The 21,884-nt window shown below is 51.5% G+C and carries 20 protein-coding genes and 1 pseudogene; 12 read left to right on the top strand and 9 right to left on the bottom strand.

The annotated features are described in order from the left end of the window. Positions 1-96 precede the first annotated feature (96 nt). From Q9L42_RS03695 to Q9L42_RS03665, 7 genes and pseudogenes are all read left to right on the top strand, one after another. Positions 97-528 (top strand): hypothetical protein, encoded by a 432-nt coding sequence (locus Q9L42_RS03695; RefSeq protein WP_305909775.1) that lies wholly within the window; start codon positions 97-99, stop codon positions 526-528. A 136-nt stretch (positions 529-664) separates the two neighbouring features. Beyond that, positions 665-826, top strand: a pseudogene (locus tag Q9L42_RS03690) (REP-associated tyrosine transposase); the annotation flags it as partial. A 468-nt stretch (positions 827-1,294) separates the two neighbouring features. Beyond that, a complete protein-coding gene (gene creB / locus Q9L42_RS03685; RefSeq protein ID WP_305909777.1) occupies positions 1,295-1,987 on the top strand; it encodes a two-component system response regulator CreB in 693 nt (230 codons plus the stop codon). Next, on the top strand, positions 1,984-3,411 hold the full coding sequence (gene creC / locus Q9L42_RS03680; RefSeq protein ID WP_305909778.1) for a two-component system sensor histidine kinase CreC: 1,428 nt from the start codon (positions 1,984-1,986) through the stop codon (positions 3,409-3,411). The genes creB and creC overlap by 4 nt, the downstream gene beginning before the upstream one ends. A gap of 312 nt (positions 3,412-3,723) precedes the next feature. Then, positions 3,724-5,739: a VIT domain-containing protein gene (locus tag Q9L42_RS03675; RefSeq protein ID WP_349431944.1), complete on the top strand. Its 2,016-nt coding sequence runs from the start codon at positions 3,724-3,726 to the stop codon at positions 5,737-5,739. Between the two features lie 12 nt (positions 5,740-5,751). Then, entirely contained in the window at positions 5,752-6,540 is a 789-nt protein-coding gene (locus Q9L42_RS03670) for an archaeosortase/exosortase family protein (protein ID WP_305909782.1), read from the top strand. After that, positions 6,528-7,034 carry a hypothetical protein gene (locus tag Q9L42_RS03665; protein ID WP_305909783.1) on the top strand — a complete coding sequence of 169 codons (507 nt, stop codon included), beginning with the start codon at positions 6,528-6,530 and terminating at the stop codon, positions 7,032-7,034. The genes Q9L42_RS03670 and Q9L42_RS03665 overlap by 13 nt, the downstream gene beginning before the upstream one ends. Positions 7,035-7,042: 8 nt before the next feature. Here Q9L42_RS03665 and Q9L42_RS03660 read toward each other — a convergent pair whose 3' ends face one another. Continuing rightward, the gene (locus Q9L42_RS03660; RefSeq protein ID WP_305909784.1) at positions 7,043-7,402 is read right to left on the bottom strand and encodes a NifB/NifX family molybdenum-iron cluster-binding protein; all 360 of its coding nucleotides are present in this window, start codon (positions 7,400-7,402) and stop codon (positions 7,043-7,045) included. Positions 7,403-7,612: 210 nt separating this feature from the next. Beyond that, complete coding sequence (locus tag Q9L42_RS03655) at positions 7,613-8,233, bottom strand: cytochrome P460 family protein (protein ID WP_305909785.1); 621 nt, start codon at positions 8,231-8,233, stop codon at positions 7,613-7,615. A 169-nt stretch (positions 8,234-8,402) separates the two neighbouring features. Here Q9L42_RS03655 and Q9L42_RS03650 point away from each other — a divergent pair, with 169 nt between their 5' ends. Then, the gene (locus tag Q9L42_RS03650) at positions 8,403-8,972 is read left to right on the top strand and encodes a TetR/AcrR family transcriptional regulator (protein WP_305909786.1); all 570 of its coding nucleotides are present in this window, start codon (positions 8,403-8,405) and stop codon (positions 8,970-8,972) included. Between the two features lie 149 nt (positions 8,973-9,121). On the opposite strand, the gene Q9L42_RS03645 is transcribed toward Q9L42_RS03650, so the two are convergent. Together Q9L42_RS03645 and Q9L42_RS03640 are read right to left on the bottom strand one after the other, a co-directional pair. Further along, entirely contained in the window at positions 9,122-10,045 is a 924-nt protein-coding gene (locus tag Q9L42_RS03645) for a reverse transcriptase domain-containing protein (RefSeq protein WP_349431940.1), read from the bottom strand. Next, on the bottom strand, positions 9,949-10,434 hold the full coding sequence (locus Q9L42_RS03640; RefSeq protein WP_349431455.1) for a hypothetical protein: 486 nt from the start codon (positions 10,432-10,434) through the stop codon (positions 9,949-9,951). Before Q9L42_RS03640 ends, Q9L42_RS03645 begins: the two co-directional genes overlap by 97 nt. A 717-nt stretch (positions 10,435-11,151) precedes the next feature. Here Q9L42_RS03640 and Q9L42_RS03635 point away from each other — a divergent pair. Next, positions 11,152-11,613, top strand: a complete 462-nt coding sequence (locus tag Q9L42_RS03635; protein WP_305909787.1) for a YaiI/YqxD family protein — start codon at positions 11,152-11,154, stop codon at positions 11,611-11,613. On the opposite strand, the gene Q9L42_RS03630 is transcribed toward Q9L42_RS03635, so the two are convergent. From Q9L42_RS03630 to hemW, 4 genes are all read right to left on the bottom strand, one after another. Beyond that, on the bottom strand, positions 11,614-11,742 hold the full coding sequence (locus tag Q9L42_RS03630) for a hypothetical protein (RefSeq protein WP_305909788.1): 129 nt from the start codon (positions 11,740-11,742) through the stop codon (positions 11,614-11,616). A gap of 524 nt (positions 11,743-12,266) precedes the next feature. Beyond that, positions 12,267-14,231 (bottom strand): dynamin family protein, encoded by a 1,965-nt coding sequence (locus Q9L42_RS03625; protein WP_349431938.1) that lies wholly within the window; start codon positions 14,229-14,231, stop codon positions 12,267-12,269. A 115-nt stretch (positions 14,232-14,346) separates the two neighbouring features. Then, entirely contained in the window at positions 14,347-14,985 is a 639-nt protein-coding gene (gene pyrE / locus Q9L42_RS03620; protein ID WP_305909790.1) for an orotate phosphoribosyltransferase, read from the bottom strand. Positions 14,986-15,043: 58 nt separating this feature from the next. Beyond that, positions 15,044-16,198, bottom strand: coding sequence for a radical SAM family heme chaperone HemW (hemW, locus tag Q9L42_RS03615; protein WP_305909791.1), 1,155 nt, complete (start codon positions 16,196-16,198; stop codon positions 15,044-15,046). Positions 16,199-16,614: 416 nt separating this feature from the next. Between hemW and Q9L42_RS03610 the strand changes: the two genes are divergently transcribed. The 3 genes from Q9L42_RS03610 (at position 16,615) to Q9L42_RS03600 (ending at position 20,207) form a co-directional block, all read left to right on the top strand. Next, positions 16,615-17,754, top strand: coding sequence for an efflux RND transporter periplasmic adaptor subunit (locus Q9L42_RS03610; protein ID WP_349431935.1), 1,140 nt, complete (start codon positions 16,615-16,617; stop codon positions 17,752-17,754). After that, positions 17,751-18,410: an ABC transporter ATP-binding protein gene (locus Q9L42_RS03605; RefSeq protein WP_305909792.1), complete on the top strand. Its 660-nt coding sequence runs from the start codon at positions 17,751-17,753 to the stop codon at positions 18,408-18,410. Before Q9L42_RS03610 ends, Q9L42_RS03605 begins: the two co-directional genes overlap by 4 nt. Positions 18,411-19,001: 591 nt before the next feature. Beyond that, the gene (locus Q9L42_RS03600) at positions 19,002-20,207 is read left to right on the top strand and encodes an ABC transporter permease (protein WP_305909793.1); all 1,206 of its coding nucleotides are present in this window, start codon (positions 19,002-19,004) and stop codon (positions 20,205-20,207) included. Positions 20,208-20,266: 59 nt separating this feature from the next. Here the strand turns inward: Q9L42_RS03600 and Q9L42_RS03595 are convergent, their stop codons facing one another. Beyond that, positions 20,267-20,917 (bottom strand): class I SAM-dependent methyltransferase, encoded by a 651-nt coding sequence (locus Q9L42_RS03595; RefSeq protein WP_305909794.1) that lies wholly within the window; start codon positions 20,915-20,917, stop codon positions 20,267-20,269. Positions 20,918-21,884 lie beyond the last annotated feature (967 nt).

Here is a 21,884-nt window from a genome sequence, read left to right as displayed (position 1 = left end):
GCGCCTGGTCGTTAACCGGGTATTACTAGTTAATCATAACTTTGTACGTTAGAATGAATTTCTGGTTAATTTGCCACATTCTAGTTGGAGAAGTTTATGAACAAGCTTAATCCCGTTTACTTTTTATTTATCGGTTTATTAGGATGTGAACCTGCTTATGAACCAACCGATCCCAATGCAGAAATTGCAGCGAATTCCTGCGATGCGGATGATGTCTGTGAAGTTGCTAAAACGCTCTCCACTAGAAAAGGAAGTACTAGCGCATTACGTTTAATGTCCGATGCTGGACCTGTCATCGTTGATGGGCCACTGGCTTCTGAAAGCTTGGTTACGGGCAGAATCACTATTGATGGAAAAATCATTTCAACAAGCCCTGGTACTACCAGCGCCTTAGTATTAGCCTCTGACGTTGATTCAATTATTGTAGAGGGGCGCTTGTCAGTTCCGAAACTGGGCGGAAAAGGTAATGCTTATGCTTGCCTCGATAACAACGGTCTCCTCTTCAGAAGCGAAACTCCATGCAAATGATTTAGCATTGTAGGTTGGGCTGACGATAGGAAGCCCAACAAATATCACTCTCACAAGCAGAAAAATGCAATATTGAAGAGCTAAGCATAAAGGTGGGTGTTATTTTTTTACCGTTAATTTTGCAGAACGGAATCGAAGCCTTTTGATTGACCATGTGAATGAATTAAGAGCTTGCATGAAAAAGGTGCAACAAAAACATCCCTATTTTGTTGAAGCTATTGTTATCTTGCCTGATCATTTACATGCCATTTGGACATTGCCAACGGGTGACGATGATTATGCAACGCGCTGGATTTAATTAAATCTAATTTTTCCAGAGTGTTGCCTGAGAATGAACGAATCAATAGTAGCCGTTTGAATAAGAGAGAACGAGGTGTTTACCCAAAGGGTACAAGTGGCAACGGCGATATTGGGAGCATTTGATTCGTGTCGATTGGAGACATTCAAGCATTCATCGATTCATACAAGAGGGTGTTTTAAATGTTAATTGGTGAGCTGATATGAATTGCGATGGGCAGGGTTCATATTGGGAATTAATATCTTGAGTGGTGGGGGTTTTGTTGGGCTTTCTGGTGTCAGCCCAACGAGGCTTTCTACTTGGTCCCCCGAATAGCTGATTTTGATCGTGTACCACACGATCATCTTGGCGACGTTGAATAGGAATTAAGATAACTTTTACGCTACATTGTAGATAACTGGCCGTTGTCGGGGAGAAAACGAAGACAGCGGGCATTAGATTATCCACCCAGAAAAAGTAGCGAAAATCATGGCGACCATACTCATCGTCGACGACGAGCCGTCGATTGTCGATAACACAACCTTCGCATTGGAAACCGAAGGGTTTAAGGTAAAGGCGGCTTCCACCGGCAGCGAGGCGCTGCAGGAAATGGCGGGCGAAAACTTCGATTTGCTGATTCTCGACATCGGTTTGCCCGACATGAACGGTTTCGATCTAGCGCGTCAAATCCGCGCGTCTTCGACGATACCGTTGATTTTTTTGACCGCGCGCAGCGACGAAATCGACCGGGTCGTAGGTCTGGAACTGGGCGGGGATGATTATGTCACCAAGCCATTTAGTCCGCGCGAACTCAGCGCACGGGTCAAGGCGGTGTTAAGGCGAACAGCGTTGAAAGAACCCGCCGATACCCAATCGTTACTATCGAATTCCGCCTGGTTCGCTATCGACAAGGAACGGTTCCGCATCAGCTATCGCAATACCCCGCTGGAGCTGTCGCGCACCGAATACCGGCTATTGCAGCTGTTGATACAATCGCCGGGCCGCGTCTATAGCCGCGAACAATTGATGGATAACGCCTGGGAACATGGCGGCATCAGCCTGGAGCGCACGGTCGATACCCATATCAAGACCATCCGCCAGAAACTCAAAGCCGTGTGTCCCGACGACGACCCCATCGTGACTCATCGCGGCATCGGCTACTCGCTACGGGACGAGCGATGAGCATCCGCCGACGCATCATCCTGGGTATCGTTCTGCTGATTGGCGGCGGCTTTTATTTTCCGATTTCCTTAGTTGTCGACGATATCGAGCTGCGTTACCGTGAATCGACCGAGGAGCCTTTGGTCGATGCCTCGCGTGTCTTGGCGGCGCTGGCCGCATCCTCCGACATCAACGGCAACATCAATCTGCCGCTGTTTCGGGCCGGTTTTGATCAGGTCCGCTCGCAGGTGTTTTCCGCACAGGTATTCGGCCTGTTGAAAAGCCAGGTGGATTGGCATGTCTACATCACCGACCGCACCGGCGTCGTTATCTTCGATTCCAATGACGGCCGCGACGAAGGCAAGGATTACTCGCAATGGCGCGATGTTCATCGCACGTTGCGCGGAGACTATGGCGCGCGCACGTCGCCGATGGAAAATAACGCAGACAGAAGGATGATGTATATTGCCGCGCCGATTTTGCACCAAGGCGACTTAATCGGCGTGTTGTCGGTGGGCAAGCCGACCTACAGCGCTGATCAATTTACCGAAGCTGCACAGAATAAATTCATCATTGGCGGAACCTTCGTGTGCTTGGCCTTGATCGTTATCGGCCTGTTGCTTAGCGTCTGGGTGACCCGGCCGATTATTCGCCTGACCGATTACGCTCGCGCGGTCCGTGACGGCAAACGGCTGCGACGGCCACGGCTGGGTTCGAGTGAAATGGAAGAACTGGGCGTCGCTTTCGAACAAATGCGCGATGCGCTGGCCGGAAAACGCTATGTCGAAAATTACGTGCAAACGCTGACCCACGAGATTAAAAGTCCGTTGTCGGCGATCAGCGGCGCGGTCGAATTGCTGGAAGAAGACCTAACACCGGCGCAGCGGCAGACGTTTCTACGCAATATCCGGCAAGAGAGCGGGCGCATAGGTCGCATCGTCGATAATCTGCTATTGCTGTCCTCATTGGAGACTCGAAAATACATCAATTCGAAAGAGCGCATCGGCGTGAGCAACCTGCTTGCCGAACTGGAAAAAACACTTGCGCCATTGTTGGCGGTCAAAAATATCGAGTTGGACATACGGGGCGAGCGCGATTTGACGATTCGAGGCGAACCGAACCTGATCCGGCAGGCCTTGCTGAACATCGTGCAAAATGCGATCGATTTTAGCCCGGCCGGTGGCGCGATCGTTGTTCGAGTCTTACGGCAGACGAATGGTGTTTGCTTTGCGGTGCTCGACCAAGGACCGGGTATCCCAGACTATGCGCGTGAGCGGGTTTTCGAACGATTTTATTCATTGAAACGGCCGTCAGACGGCCGCAAGAGTTCCGGCCTCGGTCTCAGTTTGGTCAAGGAAATAGCGGTCTTGCATCAGGGGAATATCACGCTGACGAATCGTCCCGACGGCGGCGCCGAGGCCCGCTTGTTTTTCCCTTCAATGTAGAGCGTGTCCAACAATGACAGCTCGTACACGCTGGCGCTTTGTACGGACGGCCTACAAATGTTGCCTGAAGGCACTCATACAAGTTATTAGCTGCCTTCCAATCTGGAGCTTGGAAGGCCAAACCGGGAAGCTGGAGCTTCCGAGGACTGTAATCCAAGCTGGAGCTTGGAATTACAGGAAATGTGGGCGTTACTAAAAGCCCACTTCACATAGATTTCACAACGACTTCACAAGCCCTTCAACGTCATTTCTTTTCCGTTTCTTACACTGAAATCACGGCAATCCTACCGTCCATTGTAAGAGGAAACGATCATGATCCGAATAGACGCAAACCCCTGGCGCCTGCTGGCGCTGTTCACATTATTGCTATTAGCCGGCGTGGCGGCAGCCAACGAACTCGAAAACGATAAAACCCTGTCGCCTTATTTTCAAATCGTCGGCGACGGTGAGGAGGGCGGCGAAACCCTGCCGTTGCAAGAAACTTCGGCGCAGGTCGATATCGCCGGCGTCATCGCCGACGTGAAAATCCGCCAGGTTTATCAAAATCGCGGCAACAGCCCCATCGAGGCGATCTATGTCTTTCCCGGATCGACCCGGGCCGCGGTGTATGCGATGACGATGACCGTGGGCGAACGTAAAATCGTCGCCAAAATCAAGGAACGGCAAGCGGCCAAAGTCGAATACCGGCAGGCGAAACAAGCCGGTAAACGCGCTTCGCTGCTGGAACAACAACGCCCCAATGTCTTCCAAATGAATGTCGCCAACATCATGCCGGGCGATCGCATCGTCGTCGAACTCGCTTATACCGAAATGATCGTGCCGGAACAGGGCGTGTATGAATTCGTCTACCCGGCGGTGGTTGGCCCACGCTATTCCGAATTGCCGTCGGCCGGGGCCGACGATCACGATTTTTGGATTGCCAACCCTTATCTGCAGCAGGAAGAAAAGCCGCCTTATGCCTTCGACATCAAGGTGTCGTTGGCGGCCGGTTTGCCAATCCAGGCGGTCATGTCGCCTTCGCATGACGTCGATGTCGCTTACGGTCAGCAAGGCTCTGCTGCAATCCGTTTGAAAAAGGCCGGCGCCGACAACGGCAACCGCGATTATGTGTTGCGCTACCAATTGCGCGGCAAAGAGATAGCAACCGGGCTATTGCTGCATGAAGGCGAAGATGAAAACTTTTTTCTGCTGCTGTCGCAACCGCCCGAACGGGTCGCCAATGCCGCGATACCGCCGCGCGAATACATTTTCGTCGTCGATGTCTCGGGTTCTATGCATGGTTTTCCGTTGAACATCAGCAAGAAGCTGATGGTCGAGTTGTTGACGCGACTGCGCCCCAGCGACCGCTTCAATATCTTGTTTTTTTCCGGCGGTTCCTCGCTGCTGGCCGAAAGCCCGCTGCCCGCCACCGAAAGCAACATAGAAAAAGCTGTCTCGATGATGGAAAGCCAGCGCGGTGGCGGCGGCACCCGCCTGCTGCCGGCATTGCAGCGGGCCATGGCGCAACCGGCCAAAAGCGGCGTGTCACGCAGCTTCGTGGTGGTGACGGATGGCTATATTTCGGTCGAAACCGACGTCTTCGATTACGTCAGAGACAACCTGAATAACGCCAACTTTTTCGCTTTCGGCATCGGTTCCAGCGTCAACCGCTTTTTGATCGAGGGGCTGGCCAGAAGCGGGCGGGGCGAGCCTTTCGTCATTACCAAGCTGGAAGAAGCTTTGCCGATTGCACAGCGTTTCAGGAGTTATATCCAGACCCCGGTGTTGACCGACATCGCAATCGATTTCGACGGCTTCGACGTTTACGATGTGGAACCGCAGCAAATGAACGATCTATTCGCGGAACGGCCGTTGGTGGTGTTCGGCAAATGGCGGGGCAAGGCGGAAGGCAACATTAACATCGCCGGCCGCCGCGGTGACGGGGATTATTTTCGTAGCGTGAACGTCGCCGACGCTGAGGCGGGGGCGCATAACGGCGCGCTGCGTTATTTATGGGCGCGGCAACGGATCGCCGAATTGGGCGATTACCAAAAGCTGCGGTCCGATTCCGAGCGCAAGGCGGAAATCACGACACTGGGCCTGACCTATAACCTGCTGACCGCCTACACGTCGTTCATCGCCATCGACGAAGTCGTCGTTAATTCGAGTGGCGAAAACCGGACGGTCAAACAACCGTTGCCGTTGCCGAAGGGCGTCAGCAATCTGGCCGTGGGCGGCGGCATCGTACCGACCACGCCGGAACCCGAAATCATCAGTCTGCTGGCTGTGTTGATGGTGATTGCCTCAATCGCTTGGTTGAAACGGCGCCGCAAGAGCCTTGCCGTATAACAGGAGTTCATCATGACGGCTTCGCATCGCTTCGTTTGTATGCAAATCATCGCTTTTTGGCCGGTCTGGCTCTGGTATGGGCAACGCATGCTGGATCGGTCGGACGAACCGTGGGGCATTCTGGCGCTCGCTACCGTGTTGTTCATCGTGGCGCAAAAACGCACCGGTCATATTGTGTCACGGCGGGCGCTGATAATCGCCACCACGTTAACGCTAATTTATGCCGTCACTTTTGCGCTGTTGCCGCCGTTGCTGCGGGCTATCGTCGCGGTGCTGGCCATAGCCGTGACCTTGTCCGGCATCGGCTACGGCCGAACGCTACAGGCCGGGGTCGCCGGATTGCTGCTGTTGTCGCTGCCGTTGATCGCTTCGCTGCAGTTCTACGGCGGCTTTCCGATCCGGGCGATTACGGCGTTTTTTTCGTCGGGGCTTCTCCAGTTAATCGACTACGACGTACAACCGCAGGGCACCTTATTGTTTTGGCAAGGCGAAGTGATCGCGGTCGACGCTCCCTGCGCCGGCATCAAAATGCTGTGGACCGCGCTGTATCTGAATTTCACGCTGGCAGCCTGGCGTGATCTGGGGTTATTGGCAACCTGGCTGAGCACCAGTGTGACGATGTTTAGCGTGTTCATCGGCAATGTGTTGCGCTCGACCCTGCTGTTTTTCACCGAAAGCGGCATCATTAATGCTCCCGATATAGCCCATTCGTTAATCGGGATCATCGTGTTCGCCCTGGTCGCCTCGGCGGTTTTGGGGTTTCATCAATGCAACGGGAGGGCGACGCCATGCGCAGTTTAATCATTATCGCGATTCATTTATGCGCGGCGTTGACGCCGCTGGCCGTTTGGCACAATAGTTCAGTCCAACAGGAGCGGCCGTTTCCGGGCTGGCCGAACGAATTGCATGGCCGGGAGCTGACGCCTTTGCCGCTGACAGCTCAGGAACAAGGCTTCAGCCGGGGCTTTCCCGGTAAAATCGGCCGCTTCAATGATGGCGGGCGGGACGTGATCATCCGTTATGTCGAACGGCCGACACGAAATCTGCATCCCTCGGCCGATTGCCTGCGCGGCGCCGGTTTTGCCATGTCGAACCAACCCATTTGGCGTGATGCTGAAGACCGGTTATGGGGCTGTGTCCTGGCCGAACGCGGAGGCGAAAGCTACCGCGTCTGCGAACATATCCGCGACGATAGCGGAAACGGTTGGTACGACGTTTCGTCCTGGTTCTGGTCGGCGCTCTTGAATAACGACGAGGGGCCTTGGTGGGCCGTCACGATAGCCGAACGGGTGTGACTAAAAGATTACGATGACTTGGCTTTGTGCCTTTGCGTTTGCAGCGGTTCTTGTTTCAACAAGCCCTTTAGGTACAAGGCGACGGCCTTGTCCGGGGATTTTTCCGAGGTCGTGAAAGGCTTGATGTTGCGTGCTTCGATCCTGCGCGCCAGCCCTTCGCCCATACCCCCGGCAATCAGCAGATCGACGCCATCCAAAGGCGACGCATCATTCGGCGACAGATCGTGAAAGCAATGCGCCTTGTCCAATTCCAGCAGCGACTTTTCCGTGACTTCGGCGTTTTCTATCGTATAGATCCAAAATTTTCGGCAGTGACCGGTATGACCGGTGATCTCGCGCTTATTCTGGCTGGCTACCGCGATTTTCATTCTTGCTCCATCTATGCTTTCGAATTTAGTCGTCGATAGCCAAAATCAATATTCATTGTTGTTTCAACCTATGCGCCTCATGGTTCGGCCCATTATACAAAATACAGTAGGCTGGATAAAACGCAGTGTGTCCAGGGACAACCTTAGCCATGTTTATCCCGGATTCCGCAAGCTCCATCCAGGCTACATTCTTATATGTCTTCGAAGAACTTATCTTCCCGTTCCCCTATCGCCTTTCCCGGCTGCGGCGCGCAACACCGGATAATATTGGATAAATACCTGATCCTTTGCTGCCTTACTTTGATGGCAGGCCATGCAGTTTTCTTCGGGTTGGGCAGCTGCGGATTTATGTAACCGATCGCTGTGTTCTATCGTGTAGCGGAAAAAGCCCCAATGGCCGTCGGCATCGGGGAGATGCTGTTTGCTTCTGACCATCGCTTCCAGGCCGATATAGTCGCCCTGAAAATAGCCGTTGCCGCTGGCGGCCTGTTTGCCGCCGACGCTGACCAGCTCCTTGACGATGATTGTACCGTCGCGGAATTCGCCGGTGGTTTTCCAGTGCGCCCAACTGACCGGGTCGATGTAGACGTTATGAAATTCCGGAAACGCGGCCTTGCCGTTATTCATGTCGTTCGGCGTCAATGGCGCGCCGATGAAAATCCATTCCCGGTAGCCGCTGGGTCTGAGCAGTTGTCCGGCTTCGTTGAAATGGGCGTAAGTTTTTTCCGAGGGACTGTCGCCGGCTGTGGCTGTTGATGTAACGGTTAAAGCGGACAGCAGAAAGCTTAGGGCGAATGCGAGTGTTCTGCGGTTGAAAGTAAACTGAAACATGATAACCTCCTGAAAGATGGAATAAGTAAACCAATCTGTTTACTTGGTTGCAAAGGTAAACCTATCGGTGTACTTTTGTCAAGGCGTTGTATACAAATCGGTTTACTTTTTGCCGTCTGCTGGTAAGCTGTAGGTGTTGAAACTAACAGAAAGCGCTTGCCAGACCCTCATGCGAACTACCATCAAAAAAGACGCGATAGTCGAAACCGCCTATCGGCTGTTCAAGGAAAACGGCTTTTACGCCACCGGCGTCGATTTGATCATGCGCGAGGCCGCCGTATCGAAACGAACCTTGTACAAATACTATCCAACCAAAAATGCGTTGATCCTGGCAGTGTTGGAACATTACCGCGCGTCCTATCAACAACATATCGATGAATTGTTGGAAAATGCACAGGAGGACGCCAGGGATAAAATCCGAGCGATCTTCAACGATGCAGCAGGTTGGTTCGGCGACGTTAATTTTCACGGATGCCTGGCTGTCAACGCGATGGGCGAGTTTGCCGACAAGGATGAGGCTATCGAGAACGCCTGCCGGCAATTCAAGCAATGGGAAGTCGGCGTATTGACGGAACTGTGCACCGCAATGGGCGCGGATCAGGCCGGGCAATTGGCGTATAAGTTGTTCGTATTATTGGAAGGCATGTCGGCCATCGCTCAGGTCAACAAGGGCGTTTGTCCTGTCGATATGATCGCGCTGGCCGAGCAAGTGATCGATGCGCATTTGTCTGCCGATTAATAGCTTTGGCAATGTTTCGATCGTAGCCCGGATGGAGCGTGCGGAATCCTGGGCATTGTGGCGAGGGCTTTCCTGGATTCATCGGGTCAGAGGGAGCCGCAGCTCCCGTCTGCCCACAGAACCGTGCGTACGGGTCCGTACACGGCTCCTCACGTAAGACGAATCCATTGAGATACCTCAAACCAATGCGCTAACTGTCGGTCGGATCGTATTTCCTGTCCCATCAGGTTGATAAACCAACTGTTCGGATAGGCTCTCGTCACCGCTCGGGTTGCGGAAAGCGCCCACCGTTTCTTGTTGGAAAAGACCGTCTGGGCGGCTTGCTTTCGCGGTACGCCCCGTTTGACCAGGTTTCGATACAGATGCTGTTTCCGCTTCTGCTGACTCACCAGCCTCGCTCGTAATCGTCGCCGGATATGGGCTTCGATTTTCCTCAGCTGGGACGGGTATTGGGTCAAGCTGTAGTAGTTGGCCCAGCCCACGTACCACTGATTAAGGTCGGCCAGGGTGTGATTCAGCGTCTGATGGGTGCCTCGCGGCGTTAAGGCTTTGACTTTACTCATGGCCGTTTGCAGGGCTTTGTGCGCAATCGCCACCGTCCCGTCGACCACGGTAAAGCCTAAGAACTTTACCGCATCGGATTTAGCCACTTGGCTTTTCTCCCGGTTCACCTTCAGTTTCAGCTTGTTTTCGATGAATTGGCTGACTTTCTCCATCACTCGCTCCGCCGCCTTTTGCGACCCAACGAAAATGTTGCAGTCATCGGCAAACCGACAAAATTCCAGTCCGCGCTTTTCCAATTCCTGATCCAGTTCGTCCAGAACAATGTTGCTCAGCAAGGGGCTTAACGGTCCGCCCTGCATCGCACCTTCCTTGTTGGGGTTGACGACGCCGTTGATCATCACGCCACTGCGCAGCATCATGCCGATCAAGCGCAAGATGCGTTTGTCGGCGATCCGTTGCCCCATCCGGCCAATCAGCCGGTCGTGGTGAATACGATCGAAGAACTTCGATAAGTCGATGTCCACCACATAGGGTTTACCGCTTTCCACGATCCGTTGCGCCGCTTGCACCGCTTGGTGTTGACTCCGTCCCGGACGAAAGCCATAGCTGTGCCCTGAAAATGCGGATCAAAGATCGGTTCCAGCAACAATTTCAGGGTCGTCTGTACCACACGATCCCGCACCGTCGGTATGCCGAGCAGACGTACGCCCTTGCCGCCAGGCTTAGGTATTTCCACTCGGCGAACCGGCGAGGGTTGGTAAGTCCAATCCTGCAATTCCTGTTGCAGACGACTTAGCTCTTCGTCTAAACGGGCTTCAAAGTCGGCTATCGTGACCCCGTCAATGCCGGGTTTGCCTTTGTTCTTCTTCACCTGTTCAAATCCCGCACTCAAATACAACGTTGAGCACAGTTGGTCAAAGAGTCTTGGTTCCTCAATCAATCGGTCATGTTCGTTCATTTCACTTTTTTTTCTCTCTCTTGCAATGGCCTTTCTTCAATCTCGCGCAATCGATTCGTTCACTGTTTACGACGCGAATAGTCGATTGCTCCTGTCAGGCTGATCTCAGACCCTCAGTTTATAATCAACGGCCATGGCCGCTTACGTGTTCCACCCTTCACCTCCAACTTCCTGTCACTGGTTCGATGTTTTTCCCTCAGCTATGTCACCATAACCTCATCGGCATCGAACTTTACGATTACTACGGCTTCATCTGCAGACCCTCGGTTCATCACGTCAGCATTACTGCTGCGCTTAGGGCTTAAGGTGTCGCAGTTACACCGACCCGAAGCCGACGGCCCTTCACTGGGTAAGATAGTCAACTTTATCTCGGTCCACCTACCTTCAATACAACAGCAAGTTACGGTGAGAATATCGGACTTCGGTGGACGCGGGCACCTCATCCTCTTGCTGCCGCCTTACGAAGGTTCACTCTCGTTTAGGTGACCGATTCGGCTAGAGCTTCTTTCAGATTCCGCATTGGCTCTCGGTAACCGTGCTTCCCTGTTGGGTAGCTACCGGGAGTTTCTTTGGACACCCTTGCTTTCGCCTACTTCTTCCCTTCTCACAGGGCAAAGGCTGGACTTTCACCAGCTAGCTGACTACCATGCCAGTCACACCGCTACGCTGCATCCAGGCTACAAGCTTATAAATCTAAAAATTCATCAAGGAGAAAACATGCAAATTTGGGTCGATGCGGATGCCTGTCCGAAAGCCATCAAGGATATATTGTTTCGAGCGGCGGAGCGCACTCATGTGACCACCACTCTCGTCGCCAACCATTATTTAGCGACGCCGCCTTCTCGCCATATCAAGTTTCTGCAGGTCAGTTCCGGCTTCGATGTCGCCGATAACGAGATCGTCAAAAGGCTGGAAACGAGCGATTTGGTCGTCACCGGTGACATACCGCTGGCGGCGGACGTCATCGGCAAAGGCGGGCATGCGATCAATCCGCGCGGCGAACGTTACACCCGGGAAAATATCAACGAGTGTTTGAACATGCGTGATTTGATGGAGACATTACGCGCCAGCGGCGTCGAAACGGGCGGACCTTCGGCATTGGGGCCGCGCGATATTCAGGCCTTCGCCAATCAATTGGACAAGTTTCTGGCGCAGCAGGGCATCAACAACGTGTGTTGATCATGAGCCGATGTCGATGAACTTGATGATTTTGTCGTGATGGTTGGGATCATGACGGTATTGCCCCTTGTTGTTCTCACAGCCCCAAACAGACAGCAGCACGAATAGCATCAGAATTGATCGTTTCATGGCCCACTCCCAAATCAGATGGTGGTAGGCAATATGATAGCAGACTGTAATAGATATAGGATATGGCGACTTGCCAGGGCTACCTCATTAAAAGTACGTTGAATAATTACGCCTAAAGTAAATTAAACGTTCGGGGCGGGTTGAATAACCCGCCCCGCGTGCATTGAATGCTTTTAGCCGATCCGCTGCGCGTGATCCATCTCACGAATGTGGGTGTGCTGACGATAGGAAGCGCACCGGCTTTTGATGCGCTTCACGCTGTTCAACATCCGAAGGCAAGACGGCGCTTTGCCTAGGAGCGCCGCCCTCGGCGCGAAAAGAGCCATTCGGGGCGAGTGCCCCGCCCAAGTAGCCATGGAATTTAGGTGCTGGGGACTTGACGGCGGCATCCTTGCCAAACACCCCAAGCCCTCTTTGTTATCCAAATTGGGAATTGCTGGAAGTAGGCGCATCATTAGCATTTTGAATCTGGTGAAACGCAATAACAACTGCTTATTAACGGAGAACTTGAAAGTTATTACCCATTAATAAACTGCTTCTAAGGGTTCTTCCTTACTTTGTTGGCTGTAAGCATCGAAATGCATGGCCTTGATTATCGTCATCAATTCCTTACGTTGATTTTTCAGCTGTTGCAACTCTTCTTCCAGATGGGTGATGTTATCGGCGACGCTTTCTTTCGAATCGCTGATTTTACGCAACATCTGTAGTCGACTTTCAATCTGTTTTTTATGATCCTTAATCTGATGCATCAGCGGCGTCAACACACTATTGCTCCAGGTCATCGCATCTTTGTGAGCCTGATGCAATATGTTTCGGGCTTTGGCAATCAGCGTGCTATACAACTTGTTGACGACGATGCTCTGTTCGGTCATCGTCGTTTTGGCGCTACTGCGAAAAACCTCGCCTTCTTCGAAAATCTGCTCTAGTTCGAACTGATATTGTTTAATCGAAAACAATTGCGGTTCTATTTCCTTGAAACCGTATTCATCCTGAAATTTTTTGTGGATCGCTTTGACTAGGCGACGAGTTTCGTTGGTGATATCGACGGAATCCTGCAATAAATCGCGCAGCTCATCAAAAAGTTTGCGGATATTCTGCTTCATGCCGTAAGTCGTCAGGCTTTTGCTCATATCCTGCTTGGTCGTTTTGATGATCTCGTCAATTCTTTCCTTGGCAAAAGAATCGATCAGCATCTTAGCCTGAACCGTAAAGACCTTACGGCTGGCCTGAAAGTTTTCCACATTGGCCATATAGGCATGTTGCCGGTCGCGGGTTTCCGCCATCAGCTTGCCGGTCATTTCCTGATTTTCGAAATCCATTTGCTTGAATTCCTGCAACTGTTTACTGGCATTGGTCAGCTTGGTGTTGATCAGGTTGGAGGATTCGCTGACCAGAAAACCGATGTCTTTGATTATCGTATCCATCAGAATCTGACGGCGCTGTTGCAAGATATCGTTGGATAGGTATTCTTCCAATTTATCCAGTCGGCTTTTCTGTAATAAAGCGTCATCGGATTTGACCTTGGCCAGCAAAGCCTGTTTTGCCGAGACCGGAAAGACCACCTCTTTATTCAATCCTAAAATGGACGCCGAGGTATCGATTTGTTTCAGGATCGATTCTTCATATCCTTGCTCCCCGGACAAATCGTCCCACATCGAGTCGATCTTATTCATCACGACTGCCAGACCTTGCTTGCTGTGACCTCTGGATCCGCAGACATGGTTTTTCCACATCTCCATATCGCTTTTGGTCACGCCGGTATCGGCCGCCAATACGAAAACGATCGCTTGGGCGCTGGGCAACATACTTAGGGTCAATTCAGGCTCGGTTCCCAAAGCATTCAAGCCCGGCGTATCCAGAATGCACAAGCCTTGTTTCAACAAATGATGAGGAAAACTGATCAATGCGTGTCGCCAACAGGGGATCTCGACCTTTTCAGGATTGATGATGCCTTGTTCGGCCGCTTCCCGTTCATTCCACAAGCCCAGTTTGTCCGCGATCTCCCTTGGCACTTCCTTAGTCGCAACCAACTCTTTGAAAGCCTCCTGCATCTGAGTAGGAGAATCGCAATCGAGATCGATCTGAGTCCAACGCTCGGGATTGCGTTTGTATTCCAATAAGGAAATGTCTTCCAGCCGGCTTTCGATATTAAGCAGACGGATATAACTGCCGCCTTCCTCATCCCAGAACAATTCGGTAGGCGACATCGTCGTGCGGCCTGGCGATGAAGGCAATAACCTGACCCCGGTTTCGGCGAAAAAAAGCGCATTAATCAATTCGGTTTTACCGCGCGAAAATTCGGCGGCGAAGGCCAAAGTAATGCGGTCTGATTGCAGTCCGCTAATGATATTGAGCAGGGTATCGGTACTGTGAGGATCACTGAGCTTATAGCGACTGCGCCATTCTCTATACATTTCAATGGCTTGAACCAGTTGTTCGCGCCATTGCGAATATTCATGCAATTGATCTTTAAATTCCAGATTCCTCATGGCAAGCCTTTAGTTGATGACTGTACTCTATAGTGTTACGTAATTCTCTGCAGCAAAACGAAACCGCCGCTTTTGTTTTCACTAAGTGTAGACGAAATATTCAGAACTGTTATTTTTATATGCCATATTGCTGACGGTATTCACGGATTATCCTCAGTTGCTCCGCTGAATTGCCGTCCAACTCAAGAAATTCGATGATATCGGCCAGTGAAATAATCGACAGTACCGGTATATTATAGGTGTCACGGACTTCCTGAATGGCCGATTTTTCATGTTGGCCCTTTTCCTGTCTATCCAATGCAATCAACACTCCCGCGGGTTCGGCGCCGGCATGGGTGATGATTTTCACCGATTCCCGCACCGAGGTGCCGGCGGTGATGACATCGTCCAAAATCAATGTCTTGCCCTGCAACGGCGAACCGACCAATGCGCCGCCTTCGCCATGATCCTTCGCCTCCTTACGGTTAAAGGCAAAAGGAATATCCTGTTTCATACGCGCATAGGCTATGGAGGTGGTGCTGACCAGCGGGATGCCTTTGTAAGCGGGGCCGTATAAAATATCGACCTGCAAGCCGGATTCGATCAAGGCCTGTGCATAAAACTGGCCTAGCTTGTCCAGCTGTCTACCGGTATTAAACAAACCGGTGTTGAAAAAGTAGGGGCTGGTGCGACCGGACTTTAATTGAAAGCTGCCAAATTTGAGAACGCCGCAATCCAGCGCGTATTGAATAAATTCTTTCTGATAATCGAGCATGATGATGTATTGATTAAAAAGGACTGGGATGGATTTGAAAAAAACTTGCTTATTATACTCAGTCGATGAATTTTTCCAGAATACTATCTAGAAAATCCCACCCCTTATCACTACAGCGATAATGACCGTCTTCGTTCAGCAACAAGCCTGCGGCTACGCTGGACGACAGCCCAGGCTCCAGCGTCTCGGCGGACAAGCCGGTAACCGCCCGGTAATGGTCCAGATGGAAACCGCTGCTCAGACGCAAGTGGTTCATGACAAATTCCAACGGCAACTGCTCGGCTGTGATGATGCTGCGAGTGCTAATGTCGATCTGTTTTAGATAGTGTTCTGGCCTTTTGCTTTTTTGGGTGCGAATAATATTATCCGGCAGTGACCGGCTGATTTTACCGTGGGCGCCGGCGCCGATGCCCAGGTAATCGCCGAATCGCCAATAGTTGCGGTTGTGTCGACATTTTTTCCCTTGCTTGGCGTAAGCGGAAACTTCATACTGATGATAACCGTGTTCGGCCAATAATTGCTGACAGACTTTCTGGGCGCGAAAGATATCGTCGTCCGCCGGCAGGGGAGGCGGAAACTTGTGAAAGTAGGTATTGGGCTCCAACGTTAACTGATAAAAAGAAATATGCGTTGGCGCCAAACCGATCGCCGTTTCGACATCTTCGACAACCTCTTGCTGTCGTTGCTCCGGCAGTCCGAACATCAAATCCAAATTGATGTTGTCAAATCCCGAACGAAACGCGATTTCGACGGCGCGCAAAGCCTCGGCGGCATTATGCACCCGACCCAAGGCCTGCAAATGCCGGTCATTGAAACTTTGAATACCGATAGACAGGCGATTAATACCTATATTATGAAAATCGGCGAACTTACTACTCTCAAAGGTGCCGGGGTTGGCCTCTAACGTGATTTCGGCATGATCGGACAAGGTCGCGTATTTCTGCACGCCGTTCAGCAAATACTCTAATGAAGAGGCTGAAAACAGGCTCGGCGTGCCGCCGCCGATGAAGATCGAGTCTATCGGCCGCGGCGTTTCCAACAATGCTAACTCGCCGCGAAGATCATTTAACAAGGCGTCTATATAACGCGATTCCTGCAATGGCTCTTTGACCGCATGAGAGTTGAAGTCACAGTAAGGACACTTTTGTATGCACCAGGGAATGTGTATGTAGAGGCTGAGCGGCGGTATGGATGGGGTTAATGTTCCGTTCATCGCCGTAAGTGTATCATTGTCATCGTTTAGTTTGTCTGATATAGGTAAATAACAGCAATTCTCAGTTTGAGCATTTTGCGGTGTTTAGGGCATGGGGTATGTCTGTCGAGAAACCCAGCACCTAAATTATCCTGGAATGTAAAATATAGTCCAGTAGCCATGGAATTTAGGTGCTGGGTAAATAATGCCAGAATAAAAGCTGCCTATTATAAGGTTAAAGTAACTGTTCACCCACTTATCGAACGCGGCAGGGCATGTAGGGTGGATAAGTCTGAAGGGCGCATCCACCAAAGATGCCGACCCGGTGGATGCGCTCCGCTTATCCACCCTACGAATGGGGGTGAGTAGTTACAGGTTAATACTGTATCCGATGCCCATCTTTGAGGTCTTTTCGCTAATCATATTTGGATTTAATGATGTCCGCTAAACGTATTTGGCAAATAACTGTCGTCGTTATCGTCATCGTGCTGACCTATTTGTATTTGCAACGGCCCAAACCCGTAGCGGCTAAAATCTATCGACTGGCCAAGGGCGAGGTTAAGGAGATTGTCGCCAACACGCGCGTCGGCACCGTCAAGGCGTGCCGCCGCACCTACTTGGCGCCAGCAACCGGCGGCCAAGTGGCAAAACTGCATGTCGATGAAGGTGATGCGGTCAAACAGGATCAACTCCTGCTGGAAGTCTGGAATCAGGATTTAAAAGCCCAGGTCGACTTGCAGCGCGCCCAGATTAAAGTCGACCAGGCCACAGCTAAACAAGCCTGCCTGCTAGCGGCCGGCGCCAAAAGAGAGGCTGTCAGGCTGGCTAGATTACAACTCAGCAAGCAACTGGTTTCCGAAGAACAAGTCGATCTCGCCGTCACCGAAGCCGAGGCCAAACAGGCTTTTTGCCAAGCCTCCAGACAATCGATCACCGTCAGCCAAGCCAGGCTCGATATCGCGGAAGCGGCGGTGCGGCGCACCCTCGTTTTAGCGCCGTTTGACGGCGTCATCGCCGAAATCAATGCCGAACTGGGCGAATTCGTCACGCCGTCGCCACCGGGCATACCGACCCTGCCGCCGATAGACCTATTGGATATCAGCTGTCTATATGTTTCCGCCCCGATCGACGAAGTCGATGCACCGAAAATCAAAACCGGGATGCGCGCATGTGTCTCATTGGATGCTTTTGACGAGAAACGTTGCTCCGGCGCCGTCACTCGCATCGCTCCCTATGTATTAGAAAAAGAAAAACAAGCCCGCACCGTCGAAGTTGAAGTCAAACTCACCGATCCCGAAGACCTCGTTTCCTTGTTGCCCGGTTACAGCGCCGACATCGAGGTGTTGCTGGCCGAAAAAGAGCATGTCTTAAGAATTCCCACCGCAGCGGTGTTGGAAAACAGCCGGGTATTGATGATGAACGCTGAAGGTCGGCTGGTGGAGCGCAGTTTTCAGCCCGGTTTGAGCAACTGGAATTATACCGAAGTGCTATCCGGTTTGGAGGCGGGGGAAAAAATCGTGTTATCGATCGGTCAGGAAGGAATTGAGCCCGGCGCCTATGTGGTTGAACAGCAATGATCGAACTGGAAAATATCAACCGATTTTTTCAAGTGGGCGACCAGACCGTGCACGCACTGGAAAACATCAACCTCACCATTAACGACGGCGAATATGTTTCGGTAATGGGGCCTTCAGGCTCCGGAAAATCGACCTTGCTGAACATCATTTCTTTACTCGACCAGCCCTCATCCGGTATTTATCGGTTAAATCGTCAGGACGTTACCGCCTTCGATGATAATCGTCTGGCGCAAGTGCGCCGCGAAAATATCGGCTTTATTTTTCAGTTTTTTCATCTGATTCCGCGGCTCAGCGCCGCAGAAAATATAGAAATGCCGATGATACTGGCCGGCATCCCGGAACAAGAACGCAAACAGCGGGTCGATGAAGTGCTGGCCTCGGTGGATTTGAGCGCCAGAGCCGGACATCGCCCGGATCAATTATCCGGCGGACAACGTCAACGGGTCGCCATCGCCAGGGCCACTATCATGAATCCTTCGATTTTGTTGGCCGACGAACCGACCGGTAACCTCGATACTCATTCCGGTCTGGAAATTATCGAGCTGATGGAGCGCTTGAACGAACAAGGCGTCACGCTGATCGTCATCACCCACGATCCGGATCTGGGACTACGCGCCAAGCGCAAGATTCGCATTGTCGACGGCAGAATAGTGTAATCATGCGCGTAATTATTCAGCGTATTTTTATCAGAGGGAGTAGGCTATTGATTTATCGGGCTGTCTGCAACAGGCAGATTTTTTGCTCTGACCGCCAAGGAAGGCGGAAATGTAGAAAATGCAGGAGCAATTTTCTACCTGCAAAATCTGCATTTCCATCGTCCCTGACGGTCTACCTCACCGGTTCCCGACCGGTGTGGCATTCCCACCCTCCCTGGCGGTCAGACGTTGCAGTCACCCCTTACGCCGCACAGGGACGTGCAAGTGCCGCGTGAGATAGGACATCGCTAGCGGCCGCCGCACAGGGACGTGCAAGTGCCGCGTGAGATAGGACATCGCTAGCGGCCGCCGCACAGGGACGTGCAAGTGCCGCGTGAGATAGGACATCGCTAGCGGCCGCCGCACAGGGACGTGCAAGTGCCGCGTGAGGCAGGATGCCGTTAGCTGCCATGGAAGTATTAACCCAGCACCTAAATTAACGAAGATTATTAATCATAGCCAATAACCCAGGGTATTTAGGTGCTGGGTGAACCCGTCCCGAGAAATCAATGGTCTACTCCCTAAACCCTGAAAGATACTGAATAGTTACTCATGCGCTTTAAAGACACCGTCAATCAAGCCTTGACCGCAATATTTGCCCAACCGTTACGCGCCTCGCTGATTGTGCTGGCGATGAGCATCGGCATCGGCTCGGTGACGATCCTAACCGCCCTGGGTGAAAGCGCCCGCAGTTACGTCGTCCATGAATTCCAGGCGCTAGGCACGCATTTACTGATCATATTACCGGGCCGTAACGAAACCACCGGCGGGCAGCCGCCTATGTTCGGCGAAACGCCGCGAGATTTGACGCTGCAGGATGCCGAAGCCATCAACTCCAGCCCATATGTTGCCGCCATGGCGCCGATCTCGGTTGGTTCAGCGCCGATCTCGGCACTAGGCCTGGAGCGCGAAGGTACGATTATGGGTTCAACGACGGCGCTGCGACGGATCAGACATCTGAATCTGGCTCAGGGGCGTTTTTTACCGCCGGCCGATATCGAAAAAGCATCCCCCATCTGCGTGATCGGTCAGACCATCAAGAACGAGCTGTTCGCAAACCGGGATGTCTTAGGGCAATGGTTGCGCATCAATGACCGGCGTTTCCAGGTTATCGGCGTACTCGCCTCCGAGGGTCAATCGATCGGCGTCGATTTAGATGATGTCGTCGTCGTACCTGTGGCTTCGGCACAAATTCTTTTTAATAATCATTCATTGTTCAGAATTCTGGCGGAGGCAAAATCGAAACAAGCGATGCACCAAGCCAAGGAACATATTCGTCAAATCATAAAAAACCGGCATGAAGGAGAAGACGATATTACCATCATTACCCAGGACAGCGTCGTCAGTGCTTTTGATGATATTTTAACGGCGCTGACCTTAACGGTCGCTAGCATTGCCAGCATCAGTCTATTGGTCGCCGGTGTTTTGGTGATGAATGTGATGTTGGTCAGCGTCACGCAAAGAACCGCCGAGATCGGTCTGTTAAAGGCATTGGGAGCGACCGGGAATCAGTTGCAATGGCTATTTTTAACCGAAGCGGCCATACTGTCGTTGGCCGGTGCGTTGCTAGGCATGCTGCTGGGCAAAGTCGCACTAATGATACTGCAATGGATATATCAAGATTTTCCCCTGGTTTTACCGCTCTGGGCGTTACTCGCCGCGGTTGCCGTCGCGATTTTTACCGGCTTGCTGTTCGGTGTGCTGCCGGCCAGAAAAGCCGCCGCGTTGAATCCGATCAATGCCTTGGCGAAACGTTAAACCTGCCGTCGCCTGAGTTGTCCTCATTGCCCGTCGCATAAAGCCTTACATAGGGTGATTCAACGTTGATACTGAAGAACCTGTCCACGAAACGGTCGGCTCAGATAATCGACATTGTCAGGCTTGTTTTGACTGTGCGAGTAACCCAAGCCGATCATTTTTTTGCTGAAACGGGCATGGTGGCCACGTCCCGGATCAACCAGTATCACATCGCAGTGCGGTTTGGCGTGATGATCGATAAAACCGGCCAAAAGTTCGACATGTTCGCTCTCATACAACAGATCACTGCCTATCAGCAGATCAAATTCGCCCAGGTCGCTATCCTGATCCCCCCAACCGGTGCGAACGAATGGAATGGCGTTGCCTTTATTCAACCGAACGTTTTCCAACAGAAAGTGTTCTGCTTCGGGATGGTAATCGGTGGCGGTAATATCGGCATGACGATGATTAAGCACTAGACTGGACAGGGCGATGCCGCAACCGACTTCCAAAATTCGCTTGCCGGCGACCTTGTAATCGTACATCAGATGGGCGAGAACTTCGCTCGAATCCCAGACGATCCCGAACAAAGGCCACGTAGCCGACGATATTCCCAGTTTTGCCGCGACACCGTCAACGTCAAGATACTGCTGCCGATCCCGTAAAGTACGTAGATGTATATCCACGTTATCAAACTCGATAGTTTGATAACGAATGCGTAACGGAGACATAAAACCTCATTTGTCAGTGATACGCAGTCCGTCTAGCCAAATTGATTCGCTACGCAATTTTACTACTTTACTCCTATCGACGCCATTTGACCAATTCTAAGTTCAATTCCAGCCATTCCCATATCATCACTTTGGCGTTCAAAAAGGGCATGGGGTGTGTTTGGCGAGGATGTCGGCAGCAAGGATGCTGCCGTCAAGCCCCCAGGGATGGGTTTACCCAGCACCTAAATTAACCTAAATTATCCTGGAATGTAAAATATAGTCCAGTAGCCATGGAATTTAGGTGCTGGGTGAACGGCGCTCCTCGACAGACACACCCCATGCCCTAAACCCCGCAAAAATACTCAAACTGGGAATTGCTGGTTCAATTCCAGCCATTCCTAATTTGGATAACGAAGAGGGCTTGGGGTGTATAACGCCAGCAATGCGCATGATCTCACTAGCCGAATCATGCCGACATGCATATAAGCTGTGGATAAATCGAATCAGGCATATTGATGACGCTTTCACTGCGATCCATTTCCACTGAAACTGGCTGTATCTTCTGCTGTACTTAAATCATCGGCATTATACTTCGGCTGTCGCTTACCATAAACGTCTGTTCAAGATTTCAACATCATTCCTCAATCTCGCGACCAAATTGCCCTGAAAGCTTCGTTTCATTAGTCGAACCGCCATAGATTTATAGCCTTCTGTTGATAAATTGTGATTTAGAGGGGACAAAACATGGGGATATGTTGTGTCGGCAATGTATCTTGGTTTTTTATCCCGACTTAGCAACAGCTTTAACAGCCTCCTGTCAACATTTTTTTAAACATGGCAACACCCTGAATTTATAGTGAAATATAGCTTTATCCACAGATTTTATGCTGCTTAATAGTAATAATAAGATAAAGATATTTATTTAGTTATTATTAACCGACGTAGTCAGAATCGCATCCATCGCCGAATGCCATCGATGCCTAAC

Origin of the sequence: Methylomarinum sp. Ch1-1 (assembly GCF_030717995.2) — a bacterium.
Classification (GTDB): Bacteria; Pseudomonadota; Gammaproteobacteria; order Methylococcales; family Methylomonadaceae; genus Methylomarinum; species Methylomarinum roseum.
This window is presented reverse-complemented; position numbering and strand designations above follow the sequence as displayed.

What these genes read in the sequence shown, in the direction of transcription:
- Q9L42_RS03670 (WP_305909782.1), top strand. Translation starts at nt 5,752, where the DNA reads ATGACGGCTTCGCATCGCTTCGTTTGTATGCAAATCATCGCTTTTTGG.
- Q9L42_RS03660 (WP_305909784.1), bottom strand. Translation starts at nt 7,402, where the DNA reads ATGAAAATCGCGGTAGCCAGCCAGAATAAGCGCGAGATCACCGGTCAT.
- Q9L42_RS03655 (WP_305909785.1), bottom strand. Translation starts at nt 8,233, where the DNA reads ATGTTTCAGTTTACTTTCAACCGCAGAACACTCGCATTCGCCCTAAGC.
- creC (WP_305909778.1), top strand. Translation starts at nt 1,984, where the DNA reads ATGAGCATCCGCCGACGCATCATCCTGGGTATCGTTCTGCTGATTGGC.
- Q9L42_RS03610 (WP_349431935.1), top strand. Translation starts at nt 16,615, where the DNA reads ATGTCCGCTAAACGTATTTGGCAAATAACTGTCGTCGTTATCGTCATC.
- hemW (WP_305909791.1), bottom strand. Translation starts at nt 16,198, where the DNA reads ATGAACGGAACATTAACCCCATCCATACCGCCGCTCAGCCTCTACATA.
- Q9L42_RS03600 (WP_305909793.1), top strand. Translation starts at nt 19,002, where the DNA reads ATGCGCTTTAAAGACACCGTCAATCAAGCCTTGACCGCAATATTTGCC.
- Q9L42_RS03640 (WP_349431455.1), bottom strand. Translation starts at nt 10,434, where the DNA reads ATGAACGAACATGACCGATTGATTGAGGAACCAAGACTCTTTGACCAA.
- Q9L42_RS03605 (WP_305909792.1), top strand. Translation starts at nt 17,751, where the DNA reads ATGATCGAACTGGAAAATATCAACCGATTTTTTCAAGTGGGCGACCAG.
- Q9L42_RS03635 (WP_305909787.1), top strand. Translation starts at nt 11,152, where the DNA reads ATGCAAATTTGGGTCGATGCGGATGCCTGTCCGAAAGCCATCAAGGAT.
- creB (WP_305909777.1), top strand. Translation starts at nt 1,295, where the DNA reads ATGGCGACCATACTCATCGTCGACGACGAGCCGTCGATTGTCGATAAC.
- Q9L42_RS03630 (WP_305909788.1), bottom strand. Translation starts at nt 11,742, where the DNA reads ATGAAACGATCAATTCTGATGCTATTCGTGCTGCTGTCTGTTTGGGGC.
- pyrE (WP_305909790.1), bottom strand. Translation starts at nt 14,985, where the DNA reads ATGCTCGATTATCAGAAAGAATTTATTCAATACGCGCTGGATTGCGGC.
- Q9L42_RS03625 (WP_349431938.1), bottom strand. Translation starts at nt 14,231, where the DNA reads ATGAGGAATCTGGAATTTAAAGATCAATTGCATGAATATTCGCAATGG.
- Q9L42_RS03650 (WP_305909786.1), top strand. Translation starts at nt 8,403, where the DNA reads ATGCGAACTACCATCAAAAAAGACGCGATAGTCGAAACCGCCTATCGG.
- Q9L42_RS03595 (WP_305909794.1), bottom strand. Translation starts at nt 20,917, where the DNA reads ATGTCTCCGTTACGCATTCGTTATCAAACTATCGAGTTTGATAACGTG.
- Q9L42_RS03665 (WP_305909783.1), top strand. Translation starts at nt 6,528, where the DNA reads ATGCGCAGTTTAATCATTATCGCGATTCATTTATGCGCGGCGTTGACG.
- Q9L42_RS03675 (WP_349431944.1), top strand. Translation starts at nt 3,724, where the DNA reads ATGATCCGAATAGACGCAAACCCCTGGCGCCTGCTGGCGCTGTTCACA.
- Q9L42_RS03695 (WP_305909775.1), top strand. Translation starts at nt 97, where the DNA reads ATGAACAAGCTTAATCCCGTTTACTTTTTATTTATCGGTTTATTAGGA.